Raw genomic sequence first — 23,534 nt, forward strand, 5'->3', positions numbered from 1 at the left:
GCGGCAATTTGACATAATGACAAATTATGAGTACAGCTAAAAGGTTTGTCGTCAGGGTTGACGAATTTCGAAGTTTAGAATAAAATTTATTCTGTGTGGAAAATCTCCGGCAGCGTAAATTAAAAAGCTTGATGACCCCGTTGGTAATTCTCTTAAAAGCCACAAATGCGAGGGATATTTTACATAATAGAATTATGACTTACGTTTTTCAATAAACCTTTACGGTATAATGGCAGCCGCATCATCTTTCTTGATTATTGCTTCAGCCACTGGCTAAACCAATAACACAAAATGTATCATAATTTATATTATGTAAAATAGAATATGTATGAAATAAATTTGCTACTCCTTTTCTACTCTTGTATCCATTTAAAGACAATCTTACTTTCCTTTATCAAAACAGACGTTACGTCTTTGGTTGTGACTTTAATTTTTCAAAGGTCATAAAGAAATTGATCCAGATATTTCTAGAAGTTCTTAGGATCAATGGCAAGGCCATAAACATGATCACCACAATTAAACCATATGTAGTAATCAAACTTAAATCAAAAACCAAATAAGACAGTACAAATGCTAAGCTGGCAAAAGCAAGTCCAACGGGATAGCTCACATACATGGCCCCATAAAAAAAAGAAGGTTCAATTTTATACTTTGTATTGCAATGGCCACAGCGTTCTTCCATCTTTAAAGTACTCGACAGCTTATATGGGTTCTGCTCAGTATACATGCTTTCATTTTGACAAACAGGACATGTCCCGGTAAGAATGCTATATATTTTGGTTCCTTTTAAAAATTTCATAATTCACTCTTTATTGTACTGTAGATGATTGTTTTATATGATAAAATCAACTCCTCTCCTTTCTCATTTGCTTCGCAAAGGTACTAAGTCATTCAGACAGCATACCAACACAATTAACTCCATTTTTTGTACTTTTAGGACATTATTATTCCATGCAGCATATTCCAATACTAAATATTGAGCAGTTTGAACAGGAGGAATCACTATCAGATTTTTACAGCAACGATTTGCAGCAACATTTAAAAAAGAATGCGCAAATTATTCATAAGCCCCATAAACATGACTTTTTTCTCTGTGTACTATTCCGTAAAGGTTCTGGTGTACATGAGATAGATTTTAATACCTATCCGATACAACCTGGAAGCGTATTTTTCTTGAAACCTGGTCAAACACATTCTTGGAAGTTTGATAGTACTCCAGAAGGCTATATTTTCTTTCATACCCCCGACTTTTACGAGTTGTATTTTCTAAATAGAAAACTCACCCAATTTCCGTTCTACTATTCCCTTAAAAATCCGCCAGACCTTACTTTAACGTTAGAGGAACTTGATAATATTGCCATGCGGTTCAAAGAAATCAATATAGAGTACCATCAAAGTTCAACCTATAAAAAACAAAAGCTTATCAGCCTTGTAAACCTTGCCTATATTGATTTAACCAGGCTCTACGCAAGTTATGAACCCATTAAAAAGGTTTTGTCCTCTACCTATTTACAGACATTGGAAACTTTGGAAAGCATTATTGAAGAAGACTATAAAACGGGGAAATCTGCTAAATTTTATGCAGATAAATTACATATTACCCCTAAGCATTTGAATAGAATCACCAAAACTACCTTAAACAAAACTACCACAGAATTAATTACAGAAAGGGTTTTGCTAGAGGCCAAACGGCTTATTGTACACTCGGATAATTCCCTAACTAAAGTAGCGGAAAGATTGGGCTACGAAGATTATGCCTACTTCTCTAGAGTTTTTAAAGTAAAGACAGGCAAAACACCGTTAGAATTTAAAAAGAGCTACCAATAAAATGCTTCCTAAAAAAGCGCTATTGCATGATCAATACGGGGATATCAAGTTTTTTGGCAATTTGTCTTGCAGAATCTGGCTGAAACGATAATCCTTTGGTTTGTTTTTTGGTGATGCAAAACAACTGTGTATTGGTTTTTAGCACATAAGAGGCTAAACCGTCCAAAGCGTTAGTTCCTTCGGAAAATACATAAGAAACCGTTTCTTTTGTACTTGCTTCTTGCTCAACTGGTTTATCTTGAGGACTACGAACGCTAAAAAGTTTTAGCGGTTTTGTTGTTTGTTTGTTTAAATCGTTGATGACGCCAAGCTTGCTTTCTTCGACTTTATTTCCATAAATGCCCAAAGAAATATCTTTAAAGGAATGTAGTTTATGGTCCTCACCCACTATTAATACATTCACATTACAATCGCTTAGTACAAATTCAGTAATGCCATTACCAAGGAAGTTGGCCAACTTAGACTTTCGCTTTCCTAGAACCACTATATCTATCTGTGAATCAGATAAATGGTCTTTAATAGAACCTTTTATATTGCCATATGCAATTCGAGAAGTTATTGGAAAATCTTCTTTTTTGCTTATTTCTTTGATGTGCTCTTGTAATTGAGCTTTAGTGGTTCTATTATCCTCATGTATGGTCCGCATTGCAGACAATTGGTTTTCATATTTAACAACCTCAGTTGGAGCTTTTACATACAATACCTCTACCCTTCCGTCAATTGCTTTGGCCAGTTGTACCGCATTGGTCAGAGCAATTTCCGAGGCTTGGGATAAATCCATTAACACCAAAAGTTTGTATTTGCCATTGTTGTTTTTAGTACTCATGTTTCTGTTGTTTTATGCACGTTTGTAGGAATAATTTAAAGATAATACTATTGCTATCATAATATAATAGTTTAACTTTTGATTAATAAAAGTATAACACTGAGCACTTCTGCCCTTTTCATTCAAAACTGTTTGTTGATGGTGCTTGAAAATGAAACGGTAGGCCATTTTCTTTAGAATTCTGGGATTAGCAATATGTTTGATGGCAATTATCTAACGGGAGTGTAAATTTTTTTTAGAAAAGATGCTTTATTTTCTTAACCCATTTTATGGGAATGTTATACGGAGCGTAGCGTATGGGGATATCTATCCAGTTAGGTTTTCGTATAATGGCTTTTTTATGGGAGAATAGGTCAAAGGAATGTTTGCCATGATATCCTCCAATTCCTGACTGACCTACCCCGCCAAAGGGCAATCTTTTGTTGGTTATTTGCATTACAGTATCATTAATTACCCCACCACCAAAACCATACTTGTCAATAATTCTTTTTTGGAACTTTTTATTGGTAGAAAATACATACAATGCCAAAGGATTTTCATGTTGTGTTACGTACTTATGAATATCTTCTTCTGAATCATAAGAAATGATGGGCAGTATGGGCCCAAAAATCTCATCTTTCATCAAATCGTTTTTAAAACCAGGTTCATCTACCAATGTTGGCTCAATAAACCGTTCGGCATCCTTACAAGTTCCACCGAAGAGTATGTTTTCTCCTTCCAGCAATCCCTTTAATTTGTTGTAATGGCTGTCAGTGGTTATCCTAGCAAAATCATTGGATTCTTCAATAGGATCGCCATAAAATTTTCTGATATTAAGTTTCAGGGCCTCTACAAGTCTATCTTTTACCGTCTTTTCAACCAAAATATAATCAGGAGCAATACATGTCTGTCCAGCATTTAAAAACTTGCCCCAAACAATACGCTTTGCTGCCAACGTAATGGACGCGGTTGCATCAACGATACAAGGGTTTTTCCCACTTAATTCCAAAGTAACTGGAGTAAGATGTTCCGCCGCACTTTTGTAAACAATCTTTCCCACTCGAGAACTTCCAGTGAAGAAAATATAGTTCCATTTTTTTGTCAGGAGTTCTTGTGATACGGGTATTCCGCCTTCAACAACGCTAACATATTCTTTGGGAAATACCTTTTCAATTATTTTTGCAATAACCTTAGAAGTTTCGGGAGTCAATTCCGAAGGTTTAAGCACAACAGTGTTGCCCGCTGCCAAAGCTCCTATCAACGGGGACATGGTCAATAGGAATGGATAGTTCCAAGGCGCTATGACCAATACATTGCCATACGGTTCTGAATATATCCAATCTGAAGAGGGGAAATTTGTCCAAGTAGCACCAACCTTTACCGGTTTGCTCCAAAACTCTAGATGATCAATGATGTATTTTAATTCTGAAAGCACCATTTGTGTTTCTGTGGCAAGTACTTCGAATTTTGGTTTTTTGAAATCTATATATAAGGCATCGCAAATAGCGTCTTCATTGGCGACCAATTCTTTTCGTAATCGTTTTAAATATTGTTTACGATAAGTAACGATCTTTGTTTGTTGCGATGCAAAAAAATCTCTTTGACTTTGTACTAAATCTTCAATCATATGCAATCCTTATTGACTTTACCCTGCCCTCTTAAAAAGGAAAGAGAACTAGGATAAAGTTCAGGAATCTAAAGTTACACTAGATAAAAGAATATTGCTAATTCCTCTATTGTTTTTGAAGTTACTATACCTGTTCAACAAAAAAAGCACCGACTATTCGGTGCTTTTTTATATTGTATGTTGTTTTAATCCTTATAAGGTAACCTCTTCCATGTTTCCATTGGGCAAGGTGATAGTAGCCAGGTTATCGCAAGTGCCATCGCCAAAATCAACAGTAATGATAAAACCGTTTTTAGCCACACTCATACTACCGCTGGTTAAATTAGCACAAGTAAGATTACCAGTTAAATCGTTTACAGTCTCTATAACATAAGTATTTCCATCTGCTTGTACCTGCCAATTTCCAGATAGACTAAATGTGCTTGTTTCTAAAGTTTCGCCAAAAGTAAAACTGAAGGTTTTGGTGCCACTTTCAGAAATAATACTTTCATCTTCCATTTCAATGGACATTTCACTGGTGACTGTAAATGAAATGGTGTTCTGTTCAAGACTACTTGTCAAAATGTAATTTCTGGTTCCATTGACCTTAAGGTTGCCAATGTAAAAATCAACATAAGAAGCTGTAAAGGCAGCAGTTTCATTGCCAACTTGATACGTGACAGTTAAACTACCATTAATGTTTTCCGTACCGTTAAGAACACAATTGTTGAACGTAACAACAAAACCTGTTTGTGAATATTCGGTTGAATAACAATCATTGGCCTTATTGGAAGATTTTCCTGCAACTGCGTTATTTGCAAAAAGTTCAGCCAAAACACTATCTACAGCACCGGCAGCTTCATCGGTTTCTAAAATATTTTGTAATTCCGTTTGCGTCAATTCTACATCATTTGCTGAAGACACACCGTCTTCGCTACAGCCTTGTAAGAAGAGAAGGGCGAAAGCAGCAATTGATAATGCATGGATTATTCTAGTTAGTCCATTCATGATACTAAAGTTATGGGGTTATGCTCCACTAACGGAAAGAGGACTTTTTTAGTGTACCTTTCTCTATTTTATCGATGAACGGCTTCCTTGGAAAACAATCGAAAGAGCCCCCATATTTAACCTTAAATCACTTCAACAATATCTGTTTGATTAGCATTGAACTGCATTCGTTTTCCAGACCAATATGAAGCAGCAGCCAAATGGGAAGGTTTAACCGCATTTAACCCTACATCAATGGGCGCTGTGAGCTGTGCTCCTGTTTTAATGGCATCAAAAAAGTTTTTGACATGTGCATAAGTTAGATTTTCATCATTTTGAAAAATAACTGGATCGCCTTTGTGCGGGGTATAGATGTATCCAGCCCTAAAGAGTTCCAATTGACCTTCTGTACCATGAAAAAGGACAGAGTCGTGCTGGTTTTTTACAGGCATAACGCTGCATTCAAAAGTAAAATTCCATCCTCCTTTATATTGAATAATGGTATTTACGGTATCTGGATTGGTCCTATCGTCTTTAAGATGATAGATCCCTCCTGTTGTAACTGCATTTATAGGGTCTGTATCATCCATCATCCATTGCGCCACATCACCCCAATGGGTCAAAAGATCAGATAGGATGCCTGTTCCATATTCCTTGTAATGGCGCCAACCATCATATCTAGGCCAGTAGTAATCCATTTTTTGTGAAGGTCCAAGAAAGGTATCCCATTTAAAGTTTTCTGGCATTGGTTGCTGTTGCAACTGGCGCCTTTGCCAACCAAAATTGCTCCAAACGGCCCTAACAAAAACCATATCTCCCAGTTTTTTAGAACCTCCAAAGAATTCTTCTTTTACTCTTTGATACATCTGTCCGCTGCGCTGTTGCGTTCCTGTTTGGCACACTACCCCACTATTGGCTACGGCTTCTTTTAGCATAGGACCTTCGTTATAGTGTAAGGTTACCGGTTTTTCCAGGAGTAGGTGTTTTCCAGCTGCTAAAATTCGGATAGCGTAATTCTTGTGTAAATGGTCGGGTGTGGCCAACAGTACGGCATCAACATTATCATTGTTTAATACTTCCTCCAAATCATAGGTCATTGGAATTTTGCCCAACTCCAAATACTCCGTTGTTCTTTTTACTTGTTCATCCCAGACATCGCAAAACATTATCGGTCTTATCTGATTGGTCTTCAACATCTCTCCCAACACCCATCTACCACGTCTCCCCGCTCCTACTACTGCAAGACCTATTTTATCATTGGACCCAAGAATATTTCCATAAGATGCTGCAGTTAATGCTGCCGCTCCAGTTCCTATTATAAAGTCTCTTCTCTTCATCTTGTTTAGTTAGAAATTAGTCAGTAGCAGGAGTTGCATGGAGTAACTCCATACCAATAGAGGTTCTTGGTTTAAAACCTTTCCAATTTCCCGTAGTTGCATCAGGTTCAACATTTAAATATTCTTTATAATCAGCATCTTTCAAATTAACACCTAAAAATGCTGTGATAAAGTGTTGGTTAACATTATTAATACGTCTCATGTCCCATACAGAATCAGCATATCTTAAATACTCATCTATATGCAATCCGGGTTTCATAGTGGCAGGTGCAGGAGGGTTTGGTGCCACATTATGTCTTGCATTTATATACGTCAATAAATAACGATCACTATTTACCGCGCCTTCATAAATGGCCTTAATACCTTTTTCATATCCTGAAATATCATCTTGACTACCTGCTACAAAAAGCGTAGGTGTTTTTAAACCTGCCAACCCGTTTGCATCCCACACACCATTGGCCATGCCCCAAGGCGCTAAAGCAACAAACGCTTTAATTCTTGGGTCGATGGAATTCTTATAGGTTTCGTTGTCCATACCTCTTTTGTCCAAAGCATCGCTGCCGCCAGTCATCGATTTAAAAAAGTCTAAAGCGCCAGCACTGTAGCCAGCTCCACAAGTGTTAAGACCTCCATATCCTCCCATGGAATACCCAATGAGTCCAGTTTTATCCGTATTCACCAAACCTGCTAAAAAACTGTTGCTATCTGAGGATGAAAGTTTGTCAATTTCGTTTAGTACAAATAACTGGTCCAATGACCTATTTGCTAACGTACTGGTGAAATTGGCAGCATCTTTATAGGTAGAATCTGTATGGTCAATAGAAACGACCACGTAGCCTTTTGAGGCTAAGTTCTCTCCTAAATACGTGAACAAAAACCGCGAACCTACATATCCATGAGACAAAATAACTAGGGGATATTTTCCATCGTCTTTAATGGCTACTGCATCCCTCAAAGCTCTTCCTTTAAAGGTAAATGGAGTAACCGGGCGACCTTCTGCTCCATTTCTTCCCAACACCTGAGTATACGTTTCAATTTCTTTAACTCCTTCTGGCACTAGGGCTGGATACCACACTTCTATGGTAATTGGACGATCATACATTTCTCCTTTCCCCTCTTTTATACTTAAAACATCCAGTTGATTTTTGTTGACCAAATTTATCGTTTGCACTCCAACTCCATAGTTACCTCTAGCGGTGAGTTCGGGAGCATCCGGTAAGGCATCTCCAATAAGAAACTCATCTTGCGAGTACGAATTATGACTGATTATTAAAAAGAGTATTGTAAAAAAAGAAAAATAGGTGCTCTTGGCCATTTTAAGGGTTATTTTATATTCTCTTAAATGTAGTGAAATTATGTGCGAAATTTAAATACCGTAGCAGTTCTTGCTCATACTCCATGTGTCATACCAAAGAATATTAAATAAATTGTTTTTTCTTTACAGAAAAACTGAAAAAGAAATTGTGTTATGAAAAATTTAAAAAAAGTATTCTTCCTTTTAGCATTTACAGTTTTAATAGCTTCTTGTAACATTGATGATGGTGTAGAAGGGATTCCACCACCAAATTTTGATGTACTAGGTCTCTGGGATTTAGTTGAAGTTAATGTTAACCCTGCTCAGGATTTGAATATGGATGGAACAGCCTCTACAAATTTGATGGATGAGTTGGATTGTTTATCTGGAACTTTATTAATTGATGGAGATTTGGTTTGGACTTTTGAGCAATCCAATTTAGACATAACACCCATAACCAGTGGTCAGTTTAACGTAAGTTGCGCAGATACCAATTCCGCTACAGGAACCTGGTTTTCAGATGAGAATGAAGTTACTTTTGATGGAGATGATGCTTTGACTGCACTTAAAATCTCTGGAGATCAACTGGTCAATGAAGTGGGCGAAGACCTTCCTGGAATACAAAGTTTTGCCTATGTACGCAGGGTGGTAAATTAAGTATTTGTATATTCTAGGTTCGTTAACCTCATTTTTGATACCTGAATGACATAGATTATGTTCAGACTTTTATTTATTTTCTTTTGTCTTTGCTTGTATTTTCCTCAGCTATACGCGCAGGCAAATTCCGTTAAGGTTGTTGAAAAAGAATCAAACAATAGGATTACTTTTTTTGCAGTGAATGAGACGTTCCAAGATTATGATGTTCTTTTTGAAGTCAAGGGTACAAACTTTAGGCAAAGTGCGGCTAAACCAAGATTGATAAGAGTTCCGGCAACGTCAAAGGTGCATTTGAAAACCATCATTCTTTTTAGGGACAAAAAGCCTGTCTACACTAAAAAACTGATTGTAAATGATAGCTTATCCAAAAGGGCCCTTAAAAAAGAGTTTGAAATATTAGACATTCCGCCACCTAAGATCAAGCCCAAAAAACAGATTACCATTTATACTACCAATAATTGTAATACTTGTGATAGTATTGTTACAAAACTAACCGATGAAAACTATCTGTTCAGGAATGTTTTGCTCAATGAGAACCCTGAAGTTAAAAAACAAGTCGGTAGTTTCTTGGCTAAATCCCCAGAACAGATGGACACCATAACAAGTCCAATAATTAGTTTGGGCGGAAAACTTTATAGCTGGATTAAATCCTATGCAGAATTACAGGAAGAACTAAATAGAGAATAAATAATTCTTATTCAGGTTTTTGAGCTAAGAGCACCCACATTTGTTTATCCTCTTCCCTTTCCCATTTGCCGTGGTTTTTTATTTCGGAAATAATGGTGAAACCAGCTTGCACCAATTCTTTACGAACATAATTAGCGCCCAATGAATGGGCACTAACTTGTTCTTCTCTTGATTTGTTTTTTACTCTTTTCTTTAGTTTTTCCATGAGCATCACCTTTCCGCCGGGTTTTAAGGCATTTTTCACATGTTGAAGTATTTGTTCATGGGAATCCATTTCATGATAGGTGTCCATGATAAAAACTACGTCCAATTGGTTCTTTGGAAGTTTTGGATTGTCATAATCTCCTAGAACCGTTTCTATATTGGTTAGTTTTCTCTTTTTTGCATTGCTTTGAAGTGTTTCCAAACGGTCACTTCTAACATCTACCGCATAAACCTTTCCTCTACCCAATACTTTTTTTGCCAAATGGATTGATAAATACCCTTCATGACACCCAATATCTGCAACCTTATCTCCTTCTTGCACACCAGACATTTCCAGTAACACTGAGGTTTTCATCCAATCATCCCGTTCTAGCCAATCTTGTTCCGTATATTGGGAATGCAGCCCAAAAACAGCAGTAAGACCCATGAACAGAACGAGATGAATGTTTTTTTTCATTACTTTAATTAATCTTCAATAAGTCCTTGGCCCTCAATCCACGGTGCTCCTGCTGCTTTCAATTCTGTTTCAAGTGAAGGAAGCGTATTCTTTACAAGTACGCTTAACTCCTTTTTAATTGATTTTAATTGATTATCAGCTCTTTTTAATGCGATTTTGTGGTTTCCAGTTGGTCCATACGTGTTCCTTAGTGCCACTAGTCCAATAAAGCTACCGTCACCTGGAGATGGTGGATTCTTCTCCCCTACTTCATTTTTGGCAGGACTGCCTTTCATTTGCTTGCTAAGTGATTGCAGGAGTGTTTTTGCATTGTAAATTTTAGAAGAAAGTGCCGCTGTTGGACTTTCAGCTTCATCCATAGCGCGTTTCATGGCATTTACATTGGCTATAGCCTTCTCCAATATGGAATTCGTTGCCGTTAAATCTTGCTGGAAGTTTTGGTACATACCTCTAAACGCATCTATTTCTGCAGTTGGTTTGGCTGGCAAAGCTCCTTTGGATAAAGGTTTAACTTCAAAAGATTGAGCACTTGACAGTTGTTTTAGCTCTCCATCTACACGTTGATATAATTCAACCGAATAGGTTCCCGGAGTTGCTAAAAATGGTGAACCGAAAAAATCGTCGTCATCACTTTTTGGATTCTTTAGCTTTATTCCAGTTCTATCTGCATAGGTAAGGTCCCAGGAAACACGATTGAATCCTTTCTTATTTGTCCCACTTACGGTATTGACAACTTTTCCATTGCTATCTTTTACAAGAAGCAGTACTGCAGATTTCTCCTGATTTTTTTCATTCTCCAAAGCTTCCCAACCAGGAAATGAAACATTACTTTTTTGCTTGTTGAGCTCTTTTTCCTTTTCTGTTCTTGTATCCTTTAATGTTTTTAGTTTCTCAGGCAAGAAATAAGTAAATGTTGCTCCATAAGCAGGGTTCTTTGCGGTATATTCAGAATTCCCTTGACCATAAACTTCATCTTTTTCAATATACCAATAAGCAGGCTTTACTTTAAAAAGTGTTGTTTCGCCCATTTTAGAAGTATCAAAATCACGTAATGGCGAAATATCGTCTAAAACGTAAAAACCTCTACCAAAAGAAGCCCCTATTAAATCATCTTCCCTTCTTTGGATGGTAATGTCTCTAAAAGATATGGTAGGCAGGCCACCTTCAAGTCGCAACCAACTGCTTCCGCCATTACTGGTAAAATAGATGCCGTACTCTGTAGCGACAAACATAAGGCCTCTCTTTTTATGGTCTTGAACAACTCTCCATGTAATCAACTTTTTAGGTAGATTTCCATTTATAAATGTCCAGCTATTTCCTTTGTCAGTACTTTTTAAAAGATATGGTTTGTAATCTCCAGCTTTATGATTGTCCAGTACCAAATAAACAGTGTTGGCATCGTATAAATCAGCGCGAACATCATTTACAAAAGCTCTGTTTGGAACTCCTTTAATATTTCCTAACATTATTTTCTTCCAAGTCTCTCCCCCATTTTCAGTCACCTGAAGAATGCCATCATCGGTTCCTGCGTAGATAAGACCTTCTTGCAAAGGTGATTCAGCCAAAGACGTGATAGTGTTGTAATTGGACATTGCACCTACATCCCATGGATTGTCCCAACTTTGTTGTCTTCCTAAAATAGGCAAAGTCAATCGTTCTTCATTTCTGGTTAAATCTTGGGAAATTGAAGTCCAATCATCCCCTCTATTTTCAGATTTCCAAACACGATAAGACGCAAAATATAATCTTTGTGGGTTATGAGGGCTCACCAAAATTGGCGCATCCCAATTAAAACGTTCATGTGGTTCTCCTGCGGAAGGTTGTGGTTGAATAAAAACAGTCTCACCAGTCGTTTGGTCAATTCTCCATAACCAACCTTGTTGAAATTCACCATAAGTAATATCGGGATTACCTGGCTCTGTAGCGGATTGATGACCATCTGCTCCTAAAGTAATCCACCAATCTGAATTCAATATCCCTGCTTTGCTCCTTGTTCTAGAAGGGCCTCCATGAGAACCATTATCTTGTGTTCCTCCATAAATGTTATAAAAAGGTGCCGAATCATCTACAGCAACCTTATAATATTGTGTAAGGGGAAGGTTTCCAAAAAACCTCCATGTTTTTGTTAAATCATAAGATTCGTATAACCCACCATCAGTACCAAAAAGCACATAATCGGGGTTTGATTTTTTAAAGGCCATAGCATGACTATCCACATGCTTTTTTTCCTCATTCATAAACTCAAAATGCTTCCCGTGATCATTGGAGATTTGAACGGTATTACTCATTAAATATAACTTACCTTCTTGATGGGGCGAAGCATATAGCTCTTGATAGTAATGAGGTCCTGTTCCGCCAGAAACAGCATCCGATTGTTTTGTCCATGAAGCTCCTTGATTGTTTGTAATGAACAATCCTCCTTTTTTGCGATCTAATTCAATCGCAGCATATATGGTTTCATTATCAAATGGCGAAATTGCCAATCCAATTTTACCTAAGTTCGATTTTGGAATTCCATTGGTCAATGCTGTCCAAGTTTCTCCTCCATCAGTACTTTTATGTAAACCTGAACCAGGGCCACCGCCCATATAAGCGGCAACGGTTCTATGTCTATCCCATGTAGCAGCATACAAAACATCTGGATTGGTTTGATCCATTACAATGTCCGTAACTCCTGTCCATTCACTATTACCAAGTGTTCTTTTCCAGGTTTTTCCACCATCAATGGATTTGTAAAAACCACGCTCTCCGCCTTTACTCCAAAGAGGTCCTTGTGAGGCAACCCAAATGATATTGGAATTATCAGGATGAACTATAATTTTTGAAAGATGCTCAGAAGTTTTGAGTCCCATGTTTTTCCATGTCTTTCCTTCATCATGGCTAACATAAATACCATCGCCAAAGCCTACATGTCTTCCACCTACATTTTCTCCAGAACCCACCCAAATAGTACTTGGATTGTTTGGATCTATGGTAACGCATCCAATAGAATAAATGGATTGCTTATCAAAAATAGGCTTCCAAGTAGTTCCAGCATTAGTGGTTTTCCAAACCCCTCCAGAACCTACAGCAACATACCATACGCTTTCATTTGTTGGATGTATCGCTATGTCCGCTATACGACCAGATGTTAGAGCAGGTCCAATACTTCTAAATTCTAATCCATCAAAAGTGGTAGAATCTGGCGTTTGTGCTGATAATTGAAAAGTAAAAAAGATAAATAAGAGTAGTTTGAAGCAAATTTTTGAGCTGTGTTTCATGTATAGATTTTTTGGTTGAATTAGCACGGTAAGATAACCAAAAGCTACATGCTTATTTCTAAAAGAAATGTGAAAATAAATCCTTCTTTTCAAAAAGATATAGCCTACTTTCTATCTTTTAATCTATAAACAAATTTTAACCCGCTCCAATCCTCATCAATAGCAGCTACCTTCACGTCTACAAGCCCTATAGATAAAAGATGTTCACGTATGGGCTCGCGTTTTAAGTCTGTTTGGATGTTGGAGGTGCCTTTGGGCCAACTAACCCATAATGCCCCGTTTTTTTTGAGACTATGTTTACAACTGCTTGCAACGGCGGCGAGTTCATTAAAAGAAGTACAGAAAAGATGAACAAAATCTGCAGATTCTGCTTCTTGGTTTTTAAGCATAATTATGTTTTCAGGAAAATCTGCAAATAGCTTAAAATAATGCTTAGGTACATTTATCAAAAGAATTGAAAACCCTTCTTTAATGCCTAGTTTTTTTGAAAGTGGTGTTCCTGAATATCCGCCAGGCATAGAATTGTTAGTTTAGTTTCTCTGGAATTTCTTTTTTTGAAGTAATGCGCCATTTATCATCATAAATGGAACGATATCTTATTTCAAAATCAAAATCATTGGAATACAGTTCTTCCAAAACTTGAAAAAAAGCATCATAATCTTCTTTATTTCCTCCTATTTGTAAAATATTTCTAACGCCATCTGCAGGAATTGCCAAACCACGATTTATGCTAGCGTTGTTTAAAATAGGAATGCTGTCCATAGATTTAATATTGGCTCTAAGAAAATCCTTGAATTCTAGATTATAAGTTTTTCCTTTGTAGAACAGAATTGTGCTATCAATTATTGCTGGGCCCACTCCATGATTGACCAACTGAAAAGAATAGATGTTTTTTGAACCAATTTCTGAGGTTTCAATCATCAAATAAGGCATTGCGGATAGGCGACTTTGTTTTTCCATGATATTGGTCTGTTTCACAAATATGATCAAAGTAATCACACTAATGAACATTGCCACAAGCCCGAAAAGCTTATCAGAGGTCCAGAATTTTTTCTTCATTTAGTAATTTTATTACATACTCAAATATAAGAAAGCACTGGATTCTTTTTTGGAATCATAGCAAGATTAAACTCAAGCCTTGCTTTCCACAAAGGTTAACAAACCCATTAATGCTTTTTCAATGTTCTTCCTGAATATCTTTTTACCGAAAAGGGTCATTATTAGTTTTTTAATTGGAGACTTGGCCTTCCAAAACAGCTCAATTTCCAGTTCGCAACTATTTTCAGAAATAGGGGTGAAAATATAGAATTGATAAAACTCATCCACAGGCGGTGGACTTGTTGTAAACTCGCCATAAATTAGGCTTCCTGGTTTCACCTCTTTTGTGGCGGTAGTAAAGTTTAAATGCTTTCCATTTACCACGCAAATATGCTCAGAGCCGGTTCGTGTCACTTCGTTTTCATTATACTCTAAACGATCTATTCCCTCTGTCCAATTATGCCGATATGAATAGTTTGTAATGTATTCCATAAGTTCCTCTGCAGCCAGAGGAAATTCTTTCTTTATTTTTATTTGGGGCGGTTTATCAAAATAAACATTATTGGGTTTATCAAATGGGCGTAGTTTAAGCTCACTTGGGTCAATTATGGAATAGATGTAATCAATCTCCCTGCTGTCATATGAATCCGATCCTTGCCTGAATCTAAAAATTTTACTGGAATAGTAAGGGGATAGCATGATGTCCAGGGCCAGCGTTCTACTGATAAGGGCATAATTATCACTATCAACAGAGTTTTTCAATAACCTATGGGCCTCAATCACCTGCTCTCCAAAAGGCTTTCTGGTTCCTTGTACCTCGATATGCTGAAGATTACCACTATGGGCAACTATCTTTAACTGAAGATTTGGTGCTGTAGCACAAGCATTACAAGGACAAATCCTATTTTTCTCCAACATCTTAAGATGACTGTAGAAAGCGGTGAACATGGATTCAATCTGTGCTAAAAGATTCTCTTGGGACGGAATATCATTTTCTTTATAGAAGAAAAGGGCGTCCCCTTCAATCTCGGCTAATTTTAAATCTTGTGTATTCGCATTGAGAAGAACTTCCAAAAGCTCCGATATTACATGTTGACTATGCTCTACCTCGGTAGTCTGGATAAATTTGGTATACCCAGATATATCTGGGATAAACAGTAAAGATTTTGACATTTTTTTTGATGATGATTTGTGTTCAATTGGTCTGAACACTATTAAAAAACTTACGAAAACATGAAATAGAGGTTATGGTTTTTGTACCTCCATTTCGTCAAGAATCTTTTTGAAACCGAGCGCAACTCCATTGGTCCATCCAAAACCATCCTGAGTCTCATACTCCCCTCCTCCTGACAGTAAAGATAGATCCTCTACATTATACTTTTCCATCATTTTCCCTGTGTTTTTGTAGACTTTCTCATTTAATGCCAACCAGCGGGTCATAATCTCAACAGCTTCTTTTTTATACCCGTAATTTAAAAGTCCTTTTACAGCGATCCATTGTAAAGGTGCCCATCCGTTAGGAGCATCCCATTGTTGCCCTGAATGCTCTAGGGTGGTTACGAGGCCGCCATCTTTCAGGAATTTTGAAATGATGACATTCTTTACCTGTTCGGCCTGTTCCGCTTCGGCTACCTCAAAATAAAGAGGAAAAACCCCTGCTAGTGTAAGTTCTGAAGTAACAGCTCCTTTTTGGAAGTTATAATCATGGTACAGGCCACTCTCTGGATTCCAGAAGTATTTTTGAATGGCTTCCCTCCTTCTATTTGCCTTGTCTTTAAAACGCTTTCCATGGCTTTGATCTCCTTTAATTAAATACGCTTCTGAAATTGTGTTTTCCATAAAGTATAAGAGGCAGTTTAAATCCACAGGAAGTATTGAAATAGTTTCTGTTGTGCCAAAGACATCTTTTTCGCCAAACCATCTAGAGCTAAAATCCCACCCAGAAGCAGCTGCGGATCTTAAATTAGTATACAATTGCTTTTTAAGGGAATCCGTTTCTAATTCAGAAGCTAAATGAAGGTCTTCTTTATGTGCTTCTGGTCTTGGTGTAAATCCTTTATCCCAATAACGGTTTAAGAAAACATCCTTGCCAAGTTTGACCACATGATGATTGCTTTCACCTATTTCTGTATTTTCAACTCCATTCATCCAGAAATTATATTCTTTTAGCAATTGGGGCAAATAATTTTCAAGGGTTTTTTCGTCTTTTCTTGATATAGCGTCAACCATCAATGCAAAAAATGGAGGTTGAGACCTTGTTTTATAGTAATTACGGGTGCCGTTTGGTATAAAACCAATGGAGTCGATTAGAAAAGCGAAATTGTCCACCATGTTTTTGGCCAGATCATCCCTGTTATCGGCTAAAAGACCTTCTAATGTAAAATAACTGTCCCAATAATAAATTTCCTGGAACCTACCTCCCGGGACTACATATTTATAGGGAAGCGCTATTCTGGATGAGTGCGGTATAACGCTATCGGGCCCTCTGGTCAGGTTATCCCACATAAAGGTGATATGCTCATACATGGTTCTGGTTGTATCCGTCTCAAATACTAATGCCTTCATGGATTTATCCTCAAAATTCTTACCCACGAATTCTTTAAGACTAAAACCGTCCAAATCTTTTTCTGACAGATATTCAGTTTCAAGTATTGATGCTTCTTTTTTGGGGACTAAATCAACAAAAGCTTTTGAATCTTTGAAAATGGCAGCTAACTGAACGTCTTTAAATAATTGGGTTTCATAAAGACTTTCAATTTGTACTTTTTTATTTTTTTCACATGATACTACTAAAAGAAAAGCAAGAATGAAATAGGTGTAGTGAATTTTCATAAAACACGAGTGATCGGTTGATGTTTAATTTAGAAAAGTAAGGAATTAATTCAATTCGGTAAATACTTCTGCCAATAATTCCTCAACAAGTTCGAACCTGAGCAAAGGGCCATTTTCTGACCTACTTTGATTGTTTAGCATTGCAATACTGACACCGCTGGTAGGTTCATAAAGCATGTATGAACCATATCCGCGCATTCCTCCGGTGTGCCCCCATGTTTCCCTTCCTGCTAGATTGATCCGTCTAACACCAAGACCGTAGCCATCAAATATTGGTGTCCCGGTATCAATAAAAAGAAAGTCCAACATTTTGCTTTTAGATGTTTCTGTCAAAGCATTTCCTTCATATAATTGGTAAGCCCACATGGAAAGATCTCCTGATGTAGTAAAAACATCGGCAGCGGTAAAAAATACACTGTGATAAGCAGCCTTAAAATCTGCAGAAATATCTTCTATTTGACCATTACCATCACTATCTCTCCAGGGATTGGCCATTGGTCCTACAACGTCCTCATCTGTTCCAAAATAAGTGTTTGCTAGCCCTAATGGACCCCAAAACCTAGTCCTCATTGCTTCGCCTACGTTTTGTCCAGATACTGCCTTAATAATGAGACCCAAAATTAGATAGTTTGAATTTGAATATTCATAACGTTCTCCAGCACTAAATATAGGTTCCCCAACATATGTGACCAACTCTTCAGATGGTATTGCCGTAGCTAAGTCACCTTCAACCCTTGTCCAGATATCTGGATGCTGAAAATATCCTTTTAAACCTGTCAGATGATTGAGTAATTGAAAAATAGTAATGTCTTCGTCAATGTTTTCGGATTCCAAGGTTAGCCAATCCCCAATTGTATCATCTAGACTAAGTAATTCCTCTTCTTCCAATTTTAAAATAGTTGCCGCAACCACGGTTTTCGTAATACTTGCGATACCAAATTTCATATTGGTGGTAACTGTTTCTGTTTCGCTAGAAAATCCACCAACCAATCCCCATCGTTCTTGCCCGTTTACCCTAATAGAAACGGATACACCTTTAAGACCATCGGAAACTTTAGCGTCCACTATTGCTTGTAATCGTTCCTCCGTACTAATTTCCGCTTGTTCTTCTTCATTTTTCTCTGGTTGATTGTCATTTGAACTGCATGACAAAAAGAGAATTAGGAGTACGAAAAGGGAAAGGTTATCAAAAGGTTTCATAGACTAAAGGATAAAATTGATAGCTTAAAGTACTAAATTTTAGCTACTAAGGTCTTAAATCGTATACGATTTGTATCTTCATAGTATGTATCAAAATCAAGTTTTGCGAAATACCGTTAAGAACCATTTATTAGATCAAATACAAAAAGGCGAACTAAAAGTGGGCAAAACCATTAATCTCGCTGCCCTCTCTCGTAAAATTGGGGTTAGCGTCACACCTATTCGTGAGGCTCTAAGCCAATTAGAACAGGCCAGAATAATTAAGGCTATTCCTAATCGGGGTTTTGTAGTGTCTCAGCTTACCCGAAAAGAGGCTAAAAATCTCTATGAAACCATCGCTGAATTAGAGGTAATGGCACTTGAGAATTCTGTTTTTTCTGAAGAAGATGTTCAATCATTACGATTACACCAGTTGAAACTACAACAGTCCCACACTTTTATGACCAGATTGAAGGTCAGATTTCAATTTCACCAGCTTTTAGTACATAAATGTTCCAACACGGTTCTTTTGCAGATTTTAGACGATCTTAAAGCAAGACTTCTCTTTTATGAGCAAGGTTATGGGCAAGATGCTTCTTTTTACGAGAACGTGGACAACCAGAACGAATCCATTGTTAGGGCAATTGAAGATGATAACCTTCCAACAGCGGCGTTGATACTTAAAATGAATTGGATGGTTGTTTTAGAGTATATTGATAGACAAATGAGCGCATAAGGTTCTCAATTAAACTCAAAATAAAGAGTTAAGAATTCCGTTAACTATGTATTAAATACTTCCAATGCAGTTTTTAAACAAAGAAATTGAAGTCTTGGTAAGACGTAAGAAATCCAAATCATTGATTAAAAAACAGATTTCTTGTGGAATCTTTCAAGAATATGATACTCAAAACGAGCACTCCGAAAAGGAATGACTTTTTTCTTTTTAGTTGCATTGTTTACTTTTGAGTAAACCCTATTGACCATTGAACCAAGCTTATCCTGATTTAATCTATAATGGAGTGTTGCTCTGCATCAACATTCAACTCGTGCTTATTTCACTATTTTATTTTTATAAAAGGCAATTACGCTTAGTTATTCTTGGAGCCCTTTGTTTTTTCATAGGGGTTATATTCATCAATAATTTATATTGGAATATAATAAAGGAGAGTTTCTTTCTGAGTTTGCTAGTAGGTGCTGGTAAAAACCTCTTTTTTGGCCCACTCATCTACCTTTATGTTTCTACCACTCAAACATCAAAAAACAAATTAAAGAAGCATGTTCTGGCACATTTGGCCTTTCCTTTTTTAATCCATATTGTTTATTTGACTATTAAATTTGGATATAGGTCCTTTTATGCCCAGAACTATTATTGGGTAGTCATTTCCCTGGGGTACATTTTATTTATAATATCACTGTTTTATCTCATTCTAGGAATAATAGATTTCAAAAAAAATACCGGAAAACCATTGTCCCCAAAAGTGAAGAGAAGATATGGGTACTTTTTGTATATTTTGTTAAGCTATTATTGTGCCATCAATTTATATAATATCTTACCCTATCTCACAAACTCTCCTTTTTTTGCTGCAAATTTTTTGACTTTAAACAGGTATGTTTTTATGCCTATAGGATTACTGATCAATACCTATCTACTGCTATTTTCAATTACTGAATTCTTTAAATTCAAATCTTTTTTTGTGCCAAGTGGGTTATATCAAAAAACCATAGTTGACCCTGCAGGAATAGGTGAAATAACTATTAAATTGAGAGAGGGTTTAGTCGAAAAAAAATTATACGCTGAGCCTAACCTGACCATTTCTGATCTTGCAAATGAATTACAAATGGATAAAGCAAGGTTGAGACATTATTTTAAAGAACAGGAAACCAGTTTTAAAAAATATTTAAACACGATTAGAGTCTCTGAGTTTAAAACACTCTTGTTGAACAAAGAATTTCAAAATTACAACCTAACTGGACTATCTACAATGGTTGGGTTTCAGTCCGAAGCCACTTTTTTTAGGGTTTTTAAAGAGATAGAAGGAGTTACCCCAAGTGAATTTCAACAAAAGAATAATCTAAGCTTATAGTTCACTGACTTTTGTAACTGTGAATACGGCGGGGGTATTTGCAACGTTGCAATCATCAACGTTCATTTGGGCAACTATCCTGTTGGCATTCCCACTTGTATCCAAAGTGCCGGCACCTGTATATGTACCTGTGCATGGGTTTCCCGGATCAATATTAAAATCTACCCGTATTATAAAATTGGTCAATGACATTGTTTCAGGGTTGTAATCAAAATTGAACGTGCCATCTTGCGGATTACTGCTACAACAAGGGGAAAAACTATTAGTTTCAAAAAAATCTCCTTCAAACTTATTTGTAGAGGCCATATTCACTATCAATGACATAGGGACGGTAATGTCATTTCCATCAATAGTAATTTCAATAGAACCGGTGTAAAAACCTTCAACAGTAGCAATTGTATCCTCAGCTTCTTTCTCACCACTATCATCACTGTTAGAGCATGATATTAGTACTAGTGCAAAAGCAAGTAAGATGAGTATATTTTTAAAAAATTTTGAATTAGCCATTGATATTTTTTATCAATGTTATGCATTAATCAAATTCTAGTTCAAAAAAAACACTCTCAAAACGTTTTATTGATACCTATTTAAACAAAGAGGTGTCCAGACCAGGAAGTAAATTCATAGCATTTTTATAGTAGACCTTCTCTAGTACTTCATCTGGTAAATCCAACCCGTACATGGCCCAAAAAGCATGGTATTTTTTATAGTACGGAAAGTATTCGTCAGCACTCTCCAAAACCCTGAAGTAGGTAGGGAATTCTTCTGGTTTCCAACTATCCTTGCCAAACAAAATCCTGTCTTGATATTTAATGAAGAATTGCTTGGCTCTTCGGGGTTGTCGCCCTAATTCAGCAATTATGGCGCCAATGCCTACGGACATATTGGGTATTTCTTCCATTAGCTCCCCTAGCCTATCCAAATTATTGGCGTACCAGCCCATGTGAGCGTTAATGAATTTGGTTTTAGGATGTTTTTTAAACATTCTATGTTGCTCATCAATAATTTGTTGCCAAGGGGCAGGATCAGTGGCAGAGCGCTTTCTCCTTGGCCTGGTCTTTAGTTCTAGCCATCTTTCATTATCCTTGTTCATAGGGTCCCAAAATGATTTTGGGTCTGCAGCATGTATTAATACTGGAATTCCTAGTTCTCCACATTTTTTCCAAACAGGGTCTAACCTTGGGTCATCTATAGCAATTCTGTTTCCATCAATGTCTTTATTTCGTAATCCTAAGCTTTTATAAATTTTTAGCCCTTTGGCACCACTCTTTACATCCAATTCCAATTGGGCGGCAGCTTGCTCTCCCCAATTTGAATTCCCAACCCCATTGAAATCAACATTGGCAAAAACCACAAACCGATTGGGATAATTGTCGTTAACATTTTTGAGCATTGCACGTAATCCTTCCCCTGAGCCTCCACTTAGGTTCACCATTACTCCCATGTTCATTTTATCCATATCCCTGATTAAGCTGGATAAATCTTGGGTGGCCATTCTAAATTGATGGCTATGGATATCTATAAATGGAAATTTAGCTTTGCTCACAGGGTTTTCTGGAACAACCAAAGTAGATTTTGGATTGTATTCTTCAAAACCCATTTCTTGAGCATTTGAAAAATGAAAACAGAACAAAGTTATTAAAGTAATAGTGTAGATTTTCATATCTAAATATTCATTTTATCAATTAGTTGAATATAATTTTTTGGAGTATCGATATCCAATTCTTTTCCATTAGGAAACACTGCTTTTATATCTGTATGATATTTTTTAATGATATGTCTTGCACCATATTCCTCATTCAAATTCACTAGTTCTGGAATAATGGATTGATGAAAAACTGCCGGAACTCCTAATCTATTTTCGTAAGATGTCGCAACAATTTTAAAATTACCTTGATCAAATTCTTTTTTTAATTCATTCAAATAGGAAGTATCTATCAACGGTTGGTCAGCAAGCATAATCAAAAGTCCTTTTTGGTCCAGATTTAGTTTCAAAATATTTTGAACGCCTATGGAGATTGAACTCCCTATGCCTGATTGCCAGTTTGGATTATAAATCGTCTCTACATCCAGTACTATAGCTTTTTTTATCTCCTCTTTGTTTGCCCCCAAAACAACAAAGACTGAATCTGCCACCTGTTTTGCAGTATCTACAGCGTTTTCTATAAGTGTAGAAGTTCCCCAAGGCAATAACTGCTTAACCTTCTCTCCCATTCTTGTGGAAGCTCCTGCGGCCAATATTAGAATTGAAATTCCTTCTGACATCACTTAAACATGGATCTTTCCGACCTTATCCTTTAAAAGAGAGGGTTCTTTTTTATTGACAACAGCTAAAATCTCTGACAATACGGATATAGCAATTTCTTGTGGTGTTTCGGCACCAATATCAATTCCCGCTGGCCCATGAATTTGTTCTAAATACTCTTCGGAAAGATCGGGACACCTTTCCAAGAGGTCATCAAATAGTTTTTCGCGCCTTCTTAATGGACCTAAAAGCCCCATGTAGGCTCCTTTTTCTTCTTTAAGTGCTATTAAGAACTGTAAATCTTTTACAAAACTATGTGTCATAATGATTACCGCTGTCTGCTCATCCATTTTTAGTTGGAAAGTTTCGGGCTCTACCATAATGAGCTTGTTGATTCCGGGGAAATCATTTTCAGTCTTTTCTTCCTTTGGATTTGCCACAATAGTGACCTCCCAGCCCGTTAAAGCAGCATATTTACATAATTGAACGGCATCATGCTCAGCACCAATGATTACCAACTTGAAGCACGGATGCATTTCTTGTTTAAACCTTGGAAGTTCGTCTGATAGGTTTTCCGCTGTTGGGTTTACAAAAAACGATGTATCATCAAAATGGAAAACGGTGTGATAGTTTTTGCTTTCACCTTGCTCCTTTTTGTAAAATGAGTTTATAAAAAATGGCGATCTTTTATTTATAGTGTCCCAAAATTGAGTTAGGAAAGGTTTATTTGGTTTAAAAATTTCCAAAAGAATGTAAAGAATCCCTTCACAACCTAAACGATACCTGCCATCGTATACCATTACTTTTGACACTTTACTGGAGAAAACGGATTGTGCTTGTCGCAATACCTCTTTCTCAACGCAACCTCCACTCACAGCACCAACCATGTCTCCATTCTCGAAAATCAACATACGAACACCAGGCCTACGGTAAGAAGATCCATCCAAAGCAACAACAGTAGCTAATACTGATGCCTCACCCGATTGCTGTCTTTTCTCGTATTGTTGAATTATAGTCTTTAACTCGTGTGTCATG

Annotated in this window: 23 protein-coding genes; 6 read left to right on the top strand and 17 right to left on the bottom strand. The window is 36.9% G+C overall.

All coding sequences use genetic code 11. The features are described from left to right. Positions 1-406: 406 nt before the first annotated feature. Positions 407-799 (bottom strand): DUF983 domain-containing protein, encoded by a 393-nt coding sequence (locus tag SJY44_RS11955; protein ID WP_396589892.1) that lies wholly within the window; start codon positions 797-799, stop codon positions 407-409. 152 nt (positions 800-951) lie between these two features. On the opposite strand from SJY44_RS11955, the gene SJY44_RS11960 reads away from it, so the two are divergent. Continuing rightward, a complete protein-coding gene (locus SJY44_RS11960) occupies positions 952-1,827 on the top strand; it encodes a helix-turn-helix domain-containing protein (protein WP_396589893.1) in 876 nt (291 codons plus the stop codon). A 19-nt stretch (positions 1,828-1,846) separates the two neighbouring features. Here the strand turns inward: SJY44_RS11960 and SJY44_RS11965 are convergent, their stop codons facing one another. The 5 genes from SJY44_RS11965 to SJY44_RS11985 form a co-directional block, all read right to left on the bottom strand. Then, on the bottom strand, positions 1,847-2,653 hold the full coding sequence (locus SJY44_RS11965; RefSeq protein WP_396589894.1) for a universal stress protein: 807 nt from the start codon (positions 2,651-2,653) through the stop codon (positions 1,847-1,849). A gap of 235 nt (positions 2,654-2,888) precedes the next feature. Then, a complete protein-coding gene (locus tag SJY44_RS11970) occupies positions 2,889-4,259 on the bottom strand; it encodes an aldehyde dehydrogenase (RefSeq protein WP_396589895.1) in 1,371 nt (456 codons plus the stop codon). Between the two features lie 192 nt (positions 4,260-4,451). After that, positions 4,452-5,246 (bottom strand): hypothetical protein, encoded by a 795-nt coding sequence (locus SJY44_RS11975; RefSeq protein ID WP_396589896.1) that lies wholly within the window; start codon positions 5,244-5,246, stop codon positions 4,452-4,454. A gap of 122 nt (positions 5,247-5,368) precedes the next feature. Beyond that, positions 5,369-6,562 (bottom strand): Gfo/Idh/MocA family protein, encoded by a 1,194-nt coding sequence (locus SJY44_RS11980; RefSeq protein WP_396589897.1) that lies wholly within the window; start codon positions 6,560-6,562, stop codon positions 5,369-5,371. Positions 6,563-6,578: 16 nt separating this feature from the next. Beyond that, positions 6,579-7,877 carry a dienelactone hydrolase gene (locus tag SJY44_RS11985; RefSeq protein WP_298926580.1) on the bottom strand — a complete coding sequence of 433 codons (1,299 nt, stop codon included), beginning with the start codon at positions 7,875-7,877 and terminating at the stop codon, positions 6,579-6,581. A 153-nt stretch (positions 7,878-8,030) separates the two neighbouring features. On the opposite strand from SJY44_RS11985, the gene SJY44_RS11990 reads away from it, so the two are divergent. Both SJY44_RS11990 and SJY44_RS11995 read left to right on the top strand, forming a co-directional pair. Further along, the gene (locus tag SJY44_RS11990) at positions 8,031-8,513 is read left to right on the top strand and encodes a hypothetical protein (protein WP_396589898.1); all 483 of its coding nucleotides are present in this window, start codon (positions 8,031-8,033) and stop codon (positions 8,511-8,513) included. A gap of 57 nt (positions 8,514-8,570) precedes the next feature. Continuing rightward, the gene (locus SJY44_RS11995; protein WP_298926587.1) at positions 8,571-9,200 is read left to right on the top strand and encodes a hypothetical protein; all 630 of its coding nucleotides are present in this window, start codon (positions 8,571-8,573) and stop codon (positions 9,198-9,200) included. Positions 9,201-9,207: 7 nt separating this feature from the next. Here SJY44_RS11995 and SJY44_RS12000 read toward each other — a convergent pair whose 3' ends face one another. The 7 genes from SJY44_RS12000 to SJY44_RS12030 all read right to left on the bottom strand — a co-directional run bounded on the left by SJY44_RS12000 (position 9,208) and on the right by SJY44_RS12030 (position 18,191). Next, complete coding sequence (locus SJY44_RS12000) at positions 9,208-9,861, bottom strand: class I SAM-dependent methyltransferase (protein WP_396589899.1); 654 nt, start codon at positions 9,859-9,861, stop codon at positions 9,208-9,210. A gap of 8 nt (positions 9,862-9,869) precedes the next feature. Further along, the gene (locus SJY44_RS12005) at positions 9,870-13,121 is read right to left on the bottom strand and encodes a glycosyl hydrolase (RefSeq protein WP_396589900.1); all 3,252 of its coding nucleotides are present in this window, start codon (positions 13,119-13,121) and stop codon (positions 9,870-9,872) included. A gap of 104 nt (positions 13,122-13,225) precedes the next feature. Continuing rightward, complete coding sequence (locus SJY44_RS12010; RefSeq protein WP_396589901.1) at positions 13,226-13,639, bottom strand: DUF3052 domain-containing protein; 414 nt, start codon at positions 13,637-13,639, stop codon at positions 13,226-13,228. A gap of 7 nt (positions 13,640-13,646) precedes the next feature. After that, positions 13,647-14,180 (bottom strand): hypothetical protein, encoded by a 534-nt coding sequence (locus tag SJY44_RS12015; protein ID WP_396589902.1) that lies wholly within the window; start codon positions 14,178-14,180, stop codon positions 13,647-13,649. Positions 14,181-14,252: 72 nt separating this feature from the next. Next, the gene (locus SJY44_RS12020) at positions 14,253-15,332 is read right to left on the bottom strand and encodes a DUF2652 domain-containing protein (protein WP_396589903.1); all 1,080 of its coding nucleotides are present in this window, start codon (positions 15,330-15,332) and stop codon (positions 14,253-14,255) included. A 72-nt stretch (positions 15,333-15,404) separates the two neighbouring features. Further along, on the bottom strand, positions 15,405-16,991 hold the full coding sequence (gene treF, locus SJY44_RS12025; RefSeq protein ID WP_396589904.1) for an alpha,alpha-trehalase TreF: 1,587 nt from the start codon (positions 16,989-16,991) through the stop codon (positions 15,405-15,407). 45 nt (positions 16,992-17,036) lie between these two features. Then, positions 17,037-18,191 carry a serine hydrolase domain-containing protein gene (locus SJY44_RS12030; RefSeq protein ID WP_396589905.1) on the bottom strand — a complete coding sequence of 385 codons (1,155 nt, stop codon included), beginning with the start codon at positions 18,189-18,191 and terminating at the stop codon, positions 17,037-17,039. Positions 18,192-18,294: 103 nt separating this feature from the next. On the opposite strand from SJY44_RS12030, the gene SJY44_RS12035 reads away from it, so the two are divergent. From SJY44_RS12035 to SJY44_RS12045, 3 genes are all read left to right on the top strand, one after another. Beyond that, the gene (locus SJY44_RS12035; protein WP_298926610.1) at positions 18,295-18,906 is read left to right on the top strand and encodes a GntR family transcriptional regulator; all 612 of its coding nucleotides are present in this window, start codon (positions 18,295-18,297) and stop codon (positions 18,904-18,906) included. Between the two features lie 64 nt (positions 18,907-18,970). Next, positions 18,971-19,102, top strand: a complete 132-nt coding sequence (locus tag SJY44_RS12040; protein WP_298926613.1) for a hypothetical protein — start codon at positions 18,971-18,973, stop codon at positions 19,100-19,102. A 684-nt stretch (positions 19,103-19,786) separates the two neighbouring features. Next, the gene (locus SJY44_RS12045) at positions 19,787-20,254 is read left to right on the top strand and encodes a helix-turn-helix domain-containing protein (protein ID WP_396589906.1); all 468 of its coding nucleotides are present in this window, start codon (positions 19,787-19,789) and stop codon (positions 20,252-20,254) included. Here SJY44_RS12045 and SJY44_RS12050 read toward each other — a convergent pair. From SJY44_RS12050 to SJY44_RS12065, 4 genes are all read right to left on the bottom strand, one after another. Then, the gene (locus SJY44_RS12050; protein ID WP_396589907.1) at positions 20,249-20,761 is read right to left on the bottom strand and encodes a hypothetical protein; all 513 of its coding nucleotides are present in this window, start codon (positions 20,759-20,761) and stop codon (positions 20,249-20,251) included. The genes SJY44_RS12045 and SJY44_RS12050 overlap by 6 nt on opposite strands. A gap of 76 nt (positions 20,762-20,837) precedes the next feature. Next, positions 20,838-21,917: an amidohydrolase family protein gene (locus SJY44_RS12055; RefSeq protein WP_396589908.1), complete on the bottom strand. Its 1,080-nt coding sequence runs from the start codon at positions 21,915-21,917 to the stop codon at positions 20,838-20,840. 2 nt (positions 21,918-21,919) lie between these two features. Beyond that, positions 21,920-22,519: an NTP transferase domain-containing protein gene (locus SJY44_RS12060; RefSeq protein ID WP_396589909.1), complete on the bottom strand. Its 600-nt coding sequence runs from the start codon at positions 22,517-22,519 to the stop codon at positions 21,920-21,922. Positions 22,520-22,522: 3 nt separating this feature from the next. Beyond that, positions 22,523-23,533, bottom strand: a complete 1,011-nt coding sequence (locus SJY44_RS12065) for an XdhC family protein (protein ID WP_396589910.1) — start codon at positions 23,531-23,533, stop codon at positions 22,523-22,525. Position 23,534: the final 1 nt, after the last annotated feature.

Origin of the sequence: Allomuricauda sp. R78024, assembly GCF_044596045.1 — a bacterium.
In the GTDB taxonomy this organism is placed as follows: Bacteria; Bacteroidota; Bacteroidia; order Flavobacteriales; family Flavobacteriaceae; genus Flagellimonas.

Bases quoted from the DNA above. Each gene is read 5' to 3' on its own strand.
- SJY44_RS11955 (WP_396589892.1), bottom strand. From the start codon at position 799: ATGAAATTTTTAAAAGGAACCAAAATATATAGCATTCTTACCGGGACA.
- SJY44_RS11960 (WP_396589893.1), top strand. From the start codon at position 952: ATGCAGCATATTCCAATACTAAATATTGAGCAGTTTGAACAGGAGGAA.
- SJY44_RS11965 (WP_396589894.1), bottom strand. From the start codon at position 2,653: ATGAGTACTAAAAACAACAATGGCAAATACAAACTTTTGGTGTTAATG.
- SJY44_RS11970 (WP_396589895.1), bottom strand. From the start codon at position 4,259: ATGATTGAAGATTTAGTACAAAGTCAAAGAGATTTTTTTGCATCGCAA.
- SJY44_RS11975 (WP_396589896.1), bottom strand. From the start codon at position 5,246: ATGAATGGACTAACTAGAATAATCCATGCATTATCAATTGCTGCTTTC.
- SJY44_RS11980 (WP_396589897.1), bottom strand. From the start codon at position 6,562: ATGAAGAGAAGAGACTTTATAATAGGAACTGGAGCGGCAGCATTAACT.
- SJY44_RS11985 (WP_298926580.1), bottom strand. From the start codon at position 7,877: ATGGCCAAGAGCACCTATTTTTCTTTTTTTACAATACTCTTTTTAATA.
- SJY44_RS11990 (WP_396589898.1), top strand. From the start codon at position 8,031: ATGAAAAATTTAAAAAAAGTATTCTTCCTTTTAGCATTTACAGTTTTA.
- SJY44_RS11995 (WP_298926587.1), top strand. From the start codon at position 8,571: ATGTTCAGACTTTTATTTATTTTCTTTTGTCTTTGCTTGTATTTTCCT.
- SJY44_RS12000 (WP_396589899.1), bottom strand. From the start codon at position 9,861: ATGAAAAAAAACATTCATCTCGTTCTGTTCATGGGTCTTACTGCTGTT.
- SJY44_RS12005 (WP_396589900.1), bottom strand. From the start codon at position 13,121: ATGAAACACAGCTCAAAAATTTGCTTCAAACTACTCTTATTTATCTTT.
- SJY44_RS12010 (WP_396589901.1), bottom strand. From the start codon at position 13,639: ATGCCTGGCGGATATTCAGGAACACCACTTTCAAAAAAACTAGGCATT.
- SJY44_RS12015 (WP_396589902.1), bottom strand. From the start codon at position 14,180: ATGAAGAAAAAATTCTGGACCTCTGATAAGCTTTTCGGGCTTGTGGCA.
- SJY44_RS12020 (WP_396589903.1), bottom strand. From the start codon at position 15,332: ATGTCAAAATCTTTACTGTTTATCCCAGATATATCTGGGTATACCAAA.
- treF (WP_396589904.1), bottom strand. From the start codon at position 16,991: ATGAAAATTCACTACACCTATTTCATTCTTGCTTTTCTTTTAGTAGTA.
- SJY44_RS12030 (WP_396589905.1), bottom strand. From the start codon at position 18,191: ATGAAACCTTTTGATAACCTTTCCCTTTTCGTACTCCTAATTCTCTTT.
- SJY44_RS12040 (WP_298926613.1), top strand. From the start codon at position 18,971: ATGCAGTTTTTAAACAAAGAAATTGAAGTCTTGGTAAGACGTAAGAAA.
- SJY44_RS12045 (WP_396589906.1), top strand. From the start codon at position 19,787: ATGCCTATAGGATTACTGATCAATACCTATCTACTGCTATTTTCAATT.
- SJY44_RS12050 (WP_396589907.1), bottom strand. From the start codon at position 20,761: ATGGCTAATTCAAAATTTTTTAAAAATATACTCATCTTACTTGCTTTT.
- SJY44_RS12055 (WP_396589908.1), bottom strand. From the start codon at position 21,917: ATGAAAATCTACACTATTACTTTAATAACTTTGTTCTGTTTTCATTTT.
- SJY44_RS12060 (WP_396589909.1), bottom strand. From the start codon at position 22,519: ATGTCAGAAGGAATTTCAATTCTAATATTGGCCGCAGGAGCTTCCACA.
- SJY44_RS12065 (WP_396589910.1), bottom strand. From the start codon at position 23,533: ATGACACACGAGTTAAAGACTATAATTCAACAATACGAGAAAAGACAG.